Origin of the sequence: Paenibacillus hunanensis, from assembly GCF_034055775.1 — a bacterium.
Taxonomy (GTDB): Bacteria; Bacillota; Bacilli; order Paenibacillales; family Paenibacillaceae; genus Saccharibacillus; species Saccharibacillus hunanensis.
Genome location: NZ_CP139194.1, coordinates 5,319,273 through 5,331,132, shown reverse-complemented (window position 1 = coordinate 5,331,132; position 11,860 = coordinate 5,319,273). Strand labels below are relative to the sequence as shown.

7 protein-coding genes are annotated in these 11,860 nt (G+C 48.3%); 3 read left to right on the top strand and 4 right to left on the bottom strand.

What is annotated here, in order from left to right; all coding sequences use genetic code 11:
• The first annotated feature begins 13 nt into the window (after positions 1-13).
• The 3 genes from SK066_RS21675 (at position 14) to SK066_RS21665 (ending at position 4,303) form a co-directional block, all read left to right on the top strand.
• Entirely contained in the window at positions 14-2,293 is a 2,280-nt protein-coding gene (locus SK066_RS21675; protein WP_320542975.1) for a bifunctional 2',3'-cyclic-nucleotide 2'-phosphodiesterase/3'-nucleotidase, read from the top strand.
• A 622-nt stretch (positions 2,294-2,915) separates the two neighbouring features.
• Positions 2,916-3,938, top strand: coding sequence for an EAL domain-containing protein (locus SK066_RS21670; protein WP_320542974.1), 1,023 nt, complete (start codon positions 2,916-2,918; stop codon positions 3,936-3,938).
• A 224-nt stretch (positions 3,939-4,162) separates the two neighbouring features.
• Entirely contained in the window at positions 4,163-4,303 is a 141-nt protein-coding gene (locus tag SK066_RS21665; protein ID WP_250343870.1) for a hypothetical protein, read from the top strand.
• A gap of 328 nt (positions 4,304-4,631) precedes the next feature.
• Here SK066_RS21665 and SK066_RS21660 read toward each other — a convergent pair whose 3' ends face one another.
• From SK066_RS21660 to SK066_RS21645, 4 genes are all read right to left on the bottom strand, one after another.
• On the bottom strand, positions 4,632-5,786 hold the full coding sequence (locus SK066_RS21660) for a mannitol-1-phosphate 5-dehydrogenase (RefSeq protein WP_250343869.1): 1,155 nt from the start codon (positions 5,784-5,786) through the stop codon (positions 4,632-4,634).
• A gap of 240 nt (positions 5,787-6,026) precedes the next feature.
• Positions 6,027-8,009 carry a PTS mannitol transporter subunit IICBA gene (locus SK066_RS21655; RefSeq protein WP_320542973.1) on the bottom strand — a complete coding sequence of 661 codons (1,983 nt, stop codon included), beginning with the start codon at positions 8,007-8,009 and terminating at the stop codon, positions 6,027-6,029.
• Entirely contained in the window at positions 8,006-10,132 is a 2,127-nt protein-coding gene (locus SK066_RS21650; protein WP_320542972.1) for a BglG family transcription antiterminator, read from the bottom strand. The genes SK066_RS21655 and SK066_RS21650 overlap by 4 nt, the downstream gene beginning before the upstream one ends.
• Before the next feature lie 716 nt (positions 10,133-10,848).
• Positions 10,849-11,799 (bottom strand): cation diffusion facilitator family transporter, encoded by a 951-nt coding sequence (locus tag SK066_RS21645; protein ID WP_320542971.1) that lies wholly within the window; start codon positions 11,797-11,799, stop codon positions 10,849-10,851.
• Positions 11,800-11,860: the final 61 nt, after the last annotated feature.

The following is an 11,860-nucleotide window of genomic DNA, read 5'->3' as shown; positions in this document are numbered from 1 at the left end:
GGGGTTATGCATTTTGAAACTGGAGAAAAAGACAATTCGTAAAGCAGTGACCGCTTTGGTCGCACTACAGCTCTTCGCTGTAACAGCCGTTCCGGTATTCGCAGCGGAAACGACTGGTAGTGCCGTCGTTAAGATTCGTTTGATGGAGACAACGGATATTCACACCAACGTTGTGAACTATGATTATTACTCCGACAAGCCGACTGATGAGTATGGCTATGCCAAAACGGCAACACTGATCAAGCAAGCACGCGCCGAAGCGAAAAACAGCGTACTGATCGACAATGGTGACCTGCTGCAAGGCACACCGCTGGGCGATTACATGGCAAAAGTTAATCCGCTCAAGCCAGGCGAAGTTCATCCTGTGTACAAAGCGATGAATCAGTTCGGCTACGATGCAGGTAACTATGGTAACCATGAGTTCAACTATGGTCTGGACTTCCTGGCGAATGCTGTAAAGGGCGCTAATTTCCCGTATGTGAATGCCAATATCTATACCGATGACGGTACAGGCAAAGGCGAGAAAAACTACTTTACCCCTTACCTCATTCTCGACAAAAAAGTAACGGATGAGAGCGGTGCGACACATGATCTGAAGGTTGGTGTGATCGGCTTCGTTCCACCACAAATTATGCAGTGGGACAGCGCGAACCTGAACGGCAAGGTTGTCGTGAAGGATATCGTGGAAACCGCTAACAAGTTTATCCCGCAAATGAAGGCAGAAGGTGCAGATATCATTATCGCGGTTCCACACTCCGGCTTCGAGGATATCCCACAAACGGAGCTAATGGAAAACTCTGTGCTGTACCTGAGCAAGGTGCCAGGCATTGATGCGATCATGTTCGGTCACGCACACAAGGTGTTCCCAAGCAGCGACTTCGCTGGTAAAACAGGCGTGGATCTGGAAAAAGGAACGATCAATGGCGTACCTTCCGTAGAGCCTGGCTTCTGGGGCGACCATCTCGGTATTATCGATATGGAGCTGACTCAGGATGGCGACAAATGGAAAGTAACGAATTCCAAAGTAGAAGCACGTCCAATCTATGACAAAGCGACCAAATCCGCACTTGTCGGTGCAGACCAAAGCGTCGTAGATTCCGTATACAAAGAACACGAGGAAACACTGGATTACATCCGTGGGCCAGTTGGTACCACAACATCCCGTATTACTAGCTATTTTGCACTGGTGAAGGATGATCCATCGATCCAGATCGTAACGAACGCTCAAAAGTGGTATCTGGAGCAGAAACTGCAGGGTACAGACTATGAAGGGATGCCAATCCTGTCCGCAGGTGCGCCATTCAAAGCAGGCGGACGTTCCGGTGCGAACTACTACACCGATATCCCTGCTGGCACTATTGCGATCAAAAACGTATCTGACCTGTACGTGTATCCAAATACCGTATATGCAGTAAAAGTGAACGGTGCAGAGGTGAAGAACTGGCTCGAATGGTCAGCAGGCCAATTCAACCAGATCGATCCGTCCAAAACGGGCGAACAGCCGCTGATCAACATGGACTTCCCAACGTACAATTTTGACGTCATCGATGGCGTAACGTACCAGATCGATGTGACTCAGCCAGCGAAATACGATGGCAAAGGCACCGTTGTGAACGAATCTGCGAACCGTATCGTGAATTTGGAATACAACGGCAAGCCGATCGATCCAAAGCAGGAATTCATCGTAGCAACCAATAACTATCGCGCATCCTCGTCCAAGCTGGCGAATCCAGATGGCAAGCGTATCGTACTGGCTGCTCCAGATGAGAACCGTCAGGTGATCATCGATTATATCCGTGAAAACAAAACGATCAACCCAACTGCTGATGGCAACTGGTCATTCGCGCCAATTAAAGGCAAAGCAAATGTTACCTTCAATACATCGCCAAATGCACAAAGCGCATTGTCCACGAAGTCCGCTGTAGCGGGTGCAGGTGAAGCAATCGCTTATGAAGGTACTGCAGCAGATGGATTTGCCAAATATACGATTGATCTGTCGAGCGCAACAGCGCCAGTAAAAGGTAGTGAGCCAGCGAAACCGGCAACTCCGGCGAAGCCTGCAACGCCTGCTACACCAGGAACCAAACCAGCAGAGCCAGTGAAGCCAGCTACACCGACAGCGCCACCTGTTAAGGGCTCCTCGGATCAAACTTACACCATTAAACGCGGTGACAATCTGTACCGGATCGGTCTGAAATATGGCGTATCCTGGGAAGAGCTAGCGAAATTCAATAAGATTACAGACCCGACACGCTTGCAGGTTGGAGATGTGCTTGAGATTCCAGCCAACTGATTGACTGCTATAGGAACGAGCTAAACCCGAAGAGCTGCGGTGTATAACACTGCAGCTCTTTTGTTAAACGAAGGTGACTTCCCCGATAACGATTGGCATCTCTTCAGGTCACATTGAAAGTTACTTGTTGTGATTAATATGTATTCATTATGGGTAAATAGAACTATTTATGAGCGGACGATAAGCGAACGATAACGGTCGCCCATTCCATTTACCGTGTTAGCGACCTCCTAACACGAGGTTCAATGAAAAGTGATATTTTCAAAGCAAACGATCTTACGATATCGATAATCTTGCACCATTCTAGCGTTTGGCACCATAAACGCGAGGTAAAATGAAAAAGGGATTTTTGCGTAGCAAAATATCCGTACCTTATTTGAATATGACCTGAAGTGAATGACGTTTTAAGAAGCCAAATAAATAGAAAAGGATGAAGCTATACTATCGATTGGTCTGCCACGATAGCGTTTGCGGGGGAAGCCAGTGAGTGTATACTGGAAATAGCTTCAGTCAGCTAATGTGCTGTCAGAAGGCTTGATTCAATAGTATTCGTCTTACAGGCGCGCAGAAAATGCAGCCGTTTGGTGTACAGCACATCGTATTCGACCCGGGGAGGGTAACTATGAATTGTAGCGAATGTAGCTATATTCAACCAATTGAGGATCAGGGTGTCGTGTCATTGCGACCGCTGTCGGCTTCATTAGAGCAAACGATGCACGGTCAGGAGTTTGACTTTGTAATTATAGGGGACACAGTATCGATCGATTATTATTCGAGAGAACAGATGCTGGATATTTTACAATGGGTGTGCAGGCTGCCTATGGTGGAAGGAAGCGATTTGCAGGTGGGAATTTGGGGAGCAGGCAATATTGGAGGGGAGCCTTCCTGGCTTCCAGCAACGGTGATTATCTCCCGCTTGCAAAATTACGATATTGTCGATATTATACGTCGGCGTCAATTTACAAGTCATATGCAGCCGATTGTGGATGAACAGGAGCAGGTGGTCGCTTACGAATTCCTGCTGCGTCCGATTGTAGATGGACCTTCGTTTCAGCCCTATCGTCTGTTCGATATTGCGCATCGTACCGGATTGCATTCCTTTCTGGATCGTGCGGCACGGATCTCGGCAATCGAGACCAGTGCAGAGCATCTGCCACGCGGAATCAAGCGGTTTATTAACTTTTTACCATCGTCGATCTACAATCCGCAGTATTGTCTCAGTCATACCTTTGCGGCGATTGAACGCTTGAATCTCGACCCGAAGGACTTCGTATTTGAAGTAGTGGAGACGGAAAATATTTTGCATATGCCCAAGCTACAAAATATTTTTGACGTGTATCGTAGCAATGGTATTTTTGTAGCGCTGGATGATGTGGGCTCTGGTTATTCCAAGCCCGAGCTGATCGATAAGCTGAAGCCGGATTATGTGAAGATCGATCGTGGATTGATCGACCATTGTGATCAGGATAAGGCGAAGCAGCAGCAGATTGAGCATATCGTGGAGCGTTCACTTGCTACAGGTAGCCGTGTGCTGGCAGAGGGGATCGAACGCCGTGAGGAGTTTGAATTTTGCCGTAGCATCGGAATTAATCTGGGGCAGGGGTATTTGTTTGGAAGACCGGCAGATCAGCCTGTTGCTAGATAAGTGGCTGGGAATATAGATTCACATGAAAACAAGTTTTAGATCGTCATATAAACAAAAACGGCAAGCCCCTTTCAAGTAGAAGGGGGCTTTTTACTGTGTATTCCAATGTGCGATTGGTAGATATACGGATAGGTGAATCCTACGAGTTATGCTACAATTATAGGAAGATATAGAGCGTTTCGGTGGGGCGATCACGGCGCAGCCTTCCATGAGGAGGTGATGCCATGATCGCACTTGTTTTGATTGAGTTTGCGGATGTATTAAAGATGATAGCTGCTTCGCTTAGTATTGTACTCAGCGGACGAAGGCTGTACCGTCTTGTTCGTCGCAAGCTTAAAAACAAGCAGAAAAAACCCACCGAGTAAGGTTGACCGCCTTCGGTGGGTTGGATAAATACCTGAGGGTATAGCGCGCCGTGGGTTCTACCACGCTTTATGTCCCATAGCTCTACCGTTGGCGCGGTAGGGCTATTTTGTATTGCCGTTAACCGTAATGAACGACAGTTAACTAGAATTAACCTCATTTTATACTGCTGGCAGTATATTTTCAAGGCTCACCATGTAACATGTGACATGATAAGCAGTAGTTTGGATATAAACGTTGTTCCTTTTTTAGTCCAAAATATGACGAGTGACCTGTTGGGGACAGAGCGGACGACCTGTCATGTCTTATCATGTCTTACGAGGGCAGGCATTAGCCCTTCAAGCTTTTCAGTTCCTCATAAGCAGCCATCACTTTATTATAATCCTCACTATCCTTAGCAAAGCCAGTCACATCGCTCACGACCGGGCCTACGCCTTCAGCCTGAATACGCCCTTGCAACTCAGCGGATTGGGGATCATTGGCATTGTCGTAATGGAATGCCGCTGCTGCGCCTTGCAGTAGATGATCGCGTCCAAGACCTAGCTCAGCCGCCATATTGGCAGGGCCGATCAGACGATCAGCAGGGCCGAGCTTACGTAGAGGCTCACGTCCAACGCGGATAACCTCGTCGCGGATATATGGATTTTTAAAGCGTGTTTCGATTTTGTCGATGTATTTGGCATGCTCGTCTGCGTCGAAGCCATGCTTTTTCACAAGGGCTGCGCCGCTTTCTTCCATGGCTGGGCGTACGATAGCGCGTACCGATTCATCCTGGATGCTCTGGTCAATCGTTTCAATGCCTTTCAGGAAGCCCAGGTAAGCAGTGATCGCATGACCGGTGTTGAGTGTGAACAGCTTGCGCTGTACATAGGCAACAAGGTTATCGGTCAGCTTCATACCATCGATCTGAGGTGTACCTCCTTTGAGCTTCGGCTCCTCGACGATCCACTCATGGAATGCTTCTACACCCACGTCAAGCAGATTGTCGCCCTGGAATGGAGGCACGATGCGGTCAACAGAGCAGTTTGCGAAGCCGACATGCTCCTGTGCGTATGCTTTGCCTTCCTCGGACAGATGGCTCTCCACTTGCTCTTGCAGGTGGCTTGTAGCGCCAACCATATTTTCACACGCGATAATGTTCAGTGCGCCTGCCCCCGCATTTCGACGTGCCTCAATGCCCTGTGCAATTGTTGGGGCGATAAATTTAAGTACGTTTGGACCGACAGCAGTTGTAATGATCTCCGCTGTAGCGATCTCATCGATAATCTCCGTTCCATTTGACATGCAGCCTGATACGTTCGTAATGGTCTGCACACTTTTTTCGAGATCAAGGATATGAATGTTGTAGCTCTTTTGCTCGTTCAGCGCGTTGATCATTTGCTCGTTTACATCGGCAAAAACGACATGATAGCCTGCGTTAGCTAGCAGTGCTCCGATAAATCCACGACCGATATTACCTGCTCCGAATTGAATTGCTTTTTTCATAACTTGCACCTCCGTAAGTATAGGGCAGCTTGCCGTTTGCATTTATATGGAGATTGCCAGAAGATTGATTCTCGCAAGGATAGGCAAAGACAAGCTGCTTTGGATAGGTTGAATATGTGATAACTACATAACAGATGAACAGAAACAGACCAATAAACAGGTTAAATCAGCAGCCTATTCGCTGCTGATTTAACCATTCATACTCTATTTGTAACCAGTAGCTGGCTCATGTGTACCCGATTAGATCGAGAATGTGCGATAGATTTCGTCTGCATCGGTTACTTTTGCCAGATGCTGTACAACTGACTCGTCTTCAATTGTTTCTGCGATTTTGGTCAGGATTTGCAAATGCTCTCCACCTGCACCAGCGATACCGATAACGAGATACGCTTTGCCGCCTTCAAAATCAACACCCTGCGGATATTGCAGTACTACGATACCCGAGGTTTGAATTTGTTTTTTCGCTTCGCCTACGCCGTGCGGGATGGCTACGCCATTACCGATGTAAGTCGTGGCTACCTTTTCACGCTCATGCATAGCGGCTACATAGTCTGGCTTCACATAACCGGAAGCTGCGAGCAGTTCGCCTGCTCTACGAATCGCTTCTTCCTTTGGCTCACTCGCGAGACCGAGGACAATGTTCTCTTTACGCAGTACGCCTGTACCTGTAGCAGCGGAAGCACCATCCTGCGTATCGGCAACGATATGCGGTGCGTTGTGGCTTAGTACCTCGCTTACTTCTTCGCGTACACCAGCCGCTTCTTTCGGTACGGAGGATGCAGCATTACCAGAGGTTGCGTCTTTGAGCTTCTGGATCATATCATCATAGATCGGGTTGTTAATAAAATTATCAATCGATACGTGCTGTGCATTTGGTGCTTTACCGCGTGCACGGCTGGTCAGGTTTTGCTGAGTAACGACGATATCAGCATCGCCTGGAATCGAATCAACTGCCGAGTTGGTAACCTGAATTGGCAGACCGGCTTGTTGAACTTTTTTACGGAATGACGATGCGCCCATTGCGCTTGAACCCATACCTGCATCACAAGCGAAGACGATTTTACGAACATTACCTGTTTGCAGATCGCTAGCTGTTGTCAGTGCCAGTGCAGGTGTAGCGCCACCTGTGCTTTTCATGCTCTTCGATGCCGCTTGTGCTTTTTCCAGATCGCCTTCGTTTACTGGCGAACGACGCAGGAAGAATGCAGATAGCGAGAACGATACGAGTGCAGCCGCAGCTACACCAGCGATAACTTGTAATATACCGCCTTTTGGAGCAAGTGCGAGAATAGCGATAATACTACCAGGAGAAGCAGCACTGGTCAGACCGCTACCGAGAATGCTATTTACGAATACACCCGCCATACCACCGAGAATAACAGATACGAACAGAATTGGCTTCATCAGTACATACGGGAAGTAAATTTCGTGAATCCCACCAAAGAATTGGATGATAATTGCACCTGGTGCAGAAGCTTTAATCGAACCTTTACCAAACAACCAGTAGGCGAGCAGTACGCCAAGACCTGGACCCGGGTTAGCTTCCAGCAGGTAGAAAATCGATTTACCAGTTTCCAGTGATTGCTGTGCGCCCAGCGGTGTGAAGATACCATGGTTGATCGCATTGTTTAGGAACAGAATTTTACCAGGCTCTACAAACAGGGAAACGAGTGGCAACAGGTCATGGGCAACGAGGAAGTTAACGCCTGCCTCGATCAGGTGCGTAAAGCCCTGTACCAGAGGACCGATTCCGACATAGCCCAGAATTGCCAGTAACATACCGATAATACCGGCTGAAAAGTTATTGACGAGCATTTCGAAACCAGCTTTGATTTTACCTTCGATTGCTCTGTCGAATTGCTTGATTACCCAGCCGCCAAGTGGACCCATAATCATGGCTCCGATGAACATAGGGATCTCCGCACCGACGATAACACCCATAGCAGCGATAGCACCAAGTACACCACCACGATGATCATGGACAACCTTACCACCAGTATAAGCAATGAGCAGCGGCAGCAGGTATTTGATCATCGGATCGACCATTGTTGCTAGCGTGGAATTTGGAAACCAGCCAGTTGGGATAAACAGTGCTGTTAATAATCCCCATGCGATAAATGCGCCGATATTTGGCATAACCATCGAGCTAAGAAAGCGTCCAAAGCCTTGTACGCGGTCGCGTGCGCTGCGTTTAGCAGGAGCAGAAGTATTGACTGTGCTCATAATTGTTCAACCTCCATCATATATTGTTCGATTTTACGGGTGTACAGATCCCGCATCATACCGGATATTTCGGACTTGAGCTCGGACGGTTGATCCGAGACGAGCCTTGTGACAAAACCAGGGCGGTCAATGAGCGATTTGCTCACTTCGTTAACGGCTTCCAGATACGATTTGCTACTGTCCTTCGGAGCGAGCAACACGATGGCGGCGTATAGATCCACCGATTGGGTTGCTGCCTGAATCGGTTCGGAGAACCGGATAATTCCTAGAAACAGCTTAGGCACGACGCTGGAACGACAGTGGAGCAGAATCAATCCATCCTGAGACAATACCGTCTCACCCATCCGCTCTCGTTCATGTAGCTCCTGTTCTAGAATGCTGGCGCGTTCGGCTGAGCCGGTAAACATGCCAGCAAGCTGATGGATCAAATCCGATACAGATTCGATACGGAAGGCATCCCGGATGACAAGTCCGGCAGTCAGGTCAAGAATACCGGTTACGGTATCCTTGTGCGATCCGAGTGTATCGGTGAGTCGCTCTGCTGGATCCGAAGGACGCTGTAGCTGTGGACGACTGGTGCTACGAACCTCCAGCCTCGATAGCATTTTGCGTATATCGTTAATATCCTCTGGCGATAACAGCGGCGACACGCGAATGGTCGGGATATGGCTATCCACCTCAACCGTGGAGATGATCACATCGGCGCGCGTTTCCATGCGAGCAGCCTCCGAGGAGGACACCACATCGATAATTTGCAGCGATGGGAACTCACGCTTCACTCGAATGGAGAGCAAGCTGGAGGTGCCCATTCCGCTAGCGCAGGCGATGATTGCTTTAAGCGGCTTCGTCTGTGCAGCGGCATATTCGGACATGGCACCGATATGCATCGCCAGATAGCCAATCTCCGCTTCCGGTACATCACGTCCAGTAAAATCAGCAAGCAGCCCTGCACATTTGCGAGCGATTTCAAAGGTGGCGCCGTATTGCTCCTTGATCTGAGCGAGCAGTGGATTGCGAATATCCAGACCTAATCGTAGTCGTTCAATCGCTGGCCCCAGATGATTAATAAAGCCTGCGAATAGCTTGCTGTTTCCTTTTAGCTCAAAGCCGGTTTCTGCCTCAGCCATCTTGAGGATGTCACGGGCGAGTTTGACCAGTTCAAAGCTGACATGCTCATAATACGAATCTGATTCGGCACCAAGCCGGGTTTCGGCTCCCTTGAGGTGCATAGTAATGTAGCCCATCTCATCCTCAGGGATCGTAATTTGAAACGATTCCTCCAGCCGCTCGGCAAGCTGGCGAGCGATACGAAATTCGCTTAGCTGCTTCAATTCATCCAGCACGCGTGGAGCAATCTTAATGCGCTGTCCGCTGCGAATACGTTCAATCGCAAGTGCCAGATGGACGGTGAGCCCGATGTAGGCGCTATCCGTCAGCTTCATATGCATATCGCGTTCCAAAGCGCCGAGATATTGCTGAAGCTGATCCATCATGCCATCATCGACCAGATTAAGCAGTCGATTGCGGATATGAAACTGTACTCGTCCCGGCTCTTCATCTGCTGGGAAGCGATCGCGCACCAGATGAGTAAGCTGATATTCATCCACACTCTCATACAATAAATGTACAAGCGCCGAGCGGATGCTACTCTCGGTGCCTTCGATGTATACGCCAAGTCCGGGCTTCCGCACAAGTGTAATATCGAAGGAGGCTAGCCACTGCTCAATACGATCCAGATCATTGCTCAGTGTGCCCTCGGTCACCTTAAATTGTGAAGCAAAAGCATACAGTTTAATCGGTTCACGAGAAAGGAGGAGTTCGCTGATTATGAAGTAATGCCTTTCCTCGCGAGTATAATCTTTACGCGGGGTTTGCCCTTCCAGCTCCTGACGTGCTGCATGAAGCGCAGGCTCATCGCCTTCGAGGGCAAGACCAGTACCAGGCTTTCGAATCAATTTGAGCTCATGCTGACGTAACCATTCCTCGACCGCAGGTAGCTCACGCTTGACCGTTTTTTCGCTGACGTCCAGATGATCCGACACATCGCGGATCGTAATATATTCGCCATGTGAACCGATCAAAAACTGAAGCATCATCGTCAGCCTGTCGGTCAGCTTCTTCAAAATCGAAAACCTCCTTTCCAAATATCCGATTGTAAACGATACCATGAACATTCTACTAAGAAAGAAGAACTAGGTTCTATATTTCAAATTTTATGCCTTTCATCCGTCGACATCAATTGAAAGATGCCATAAATTGTCCTCTGTGCATAAGGGACAAAGGTAAAGAAAGCCTTGCAAATAAAGGAAAGTAAAGATGGGATAAGAGGAAATGCACTTCAGCCGCGTGGCGGTGTATGTATAAAAATGACAAGCGGCTAACCGTAAAACACACCATCATGATGTGACAAATAACGACATACTCATCATTGCTGGATCGTGAATATGGAAGTGCCCGATAGAGAGGTATAAGTTAGTTGGCAAAAATACCATAAATTGCATGTATACGATATGTATTAAACCGCGAATAAACTTGTCTAAACATACACACAATAATTTGCTAAAAAGAAAGCTCGCTGAGAAAAGAGTGGAGAAGAAGGGAGAAGCAGAGGGAGGAATTGCTTTAGAGATGATGGCATACTTAGTAAGCAGTAAGCAGTAAGCAGTAAGCAGTAAGCAGTAAGCAGTAAGCAGTAAGCAGTAAGCAGTAAGCAAGCAGCCTGATCTTATCATTTATCAGGCTACTTGCATATCACAATGGCAATTCTAAACTAAAACATTCCATATAACATGGTGTCATACTGCCGATCTATCGCATGCGCGATACAGTCTATCTGCTTTTATGGAGAGGAAGTTGGTGGAGCAGACTTCGTTGTGACAGTCGCAGACGGAGCCTCTTTTTCATCGGCATACCAAGGATTCAAATGCACCAGCACCTCAGTCACCTGTGCATCAGCCTGCATAATATTCCTCTTCATCAATCTGGAAATGTCATGCCCTTGCTGAATTGTCAGCGTCGCGTCTACACCGATACGAATATCGACGACGATATAATGACCATGCTCACGAGCGCGGATACGGTCGATCCGTTTTACCTCTGGCATAGCGCTCAGCACCGCAGTATAATCGTCGATCTTTTGTGGCTGAACAGCTTTTTCCATTAAAATATCGATCGATTCGCGTCCTGTCTCGTAGGCGAGCTTTAAAATAAGCAGCGCGACAATAATACCTGCGATCGGATCGCCATACGCTAACAAGGAATAGCCATAATATTCTCCGATCAGCGCCAGCCCGATTCCGAGAAATGCCGCCGCAGATGCATACACATCGGCTAGATGATCCTGTGCGGTTGCGATCAGCCCCTTGCTGTTCGCTGCACGTCCTGCCTTCATCGTGTACACATACAGTGCGAGCTTCCATACCATCGATATCGCCGCCGCGATCAGCGCGATCACATGCGGCTGCGCGGGTGGTTCAAACAGAAGCATAATCGAATGATACCCAATATAAAATGCCGCCAGCATCAAAATAACCGCTACCATACTTGCCCCGACCACCTCGGCCTTACCATGTCCATACGGATGATCCTCATCCGGTGGAATCGCTGAGATGCGCATCGAGCCAAGCGCTGTCGCAGAAGCAATCACGTCGCCAGCATTGTGAATACCATCGGCAATCAAGACCTGACTGTTAAATAAAAAGCCGACAATCAGCTTGAGCAGTGTTAACGCAATATTACTGAACAGACTGAGCCAGGCAGCCAGCATAGATGAAGCATTGGAAACACTCATAAGTGAAAGGCCCTCCTGCCATGAAAATAATCAAACTGCAACCCGGCTTCTTTAGGCCTCA

Bases quoted from the DNA above. Each gene is read 5' to 3' on its own strand.
- SK066_RS21670 (WP_320542974.1), top strand. From the start codon at position 2,916: ATGAATTGTAGCGAATGTAGCTATATTCAACCAATTGAGGATCAGGGT.
- SK066_RS21665 (WP_250343870.1), top strand. From the start codon at position 4,163: ATGATCGCACTTGTTTTGATTGAGTTTGCGGATGTATTAAAGATGATA.
- SK066_RS21660 (WP_250343869.1), bottom strand. From the start codon at position 5,786: ATGAAAAAAGCAATTCAATTCGGAGCAGGTAATATCGGTCGTGGATTT.
- SK066_RS21655 (WP_320542973.1), bottom strand. From the start codon at position 8,009: ATGAGCACAGTCAATACTTCTGCTCCTGCTAAACGCAGCGCACGCGAC.
- SK066_RS21645 (WP_320542971.1), bottom strand. From the start codon at position 11,799: ATGAGTGTTTCCAATGCTTCATCTATGCTGGCTGCCTGGCTCAGTCTG.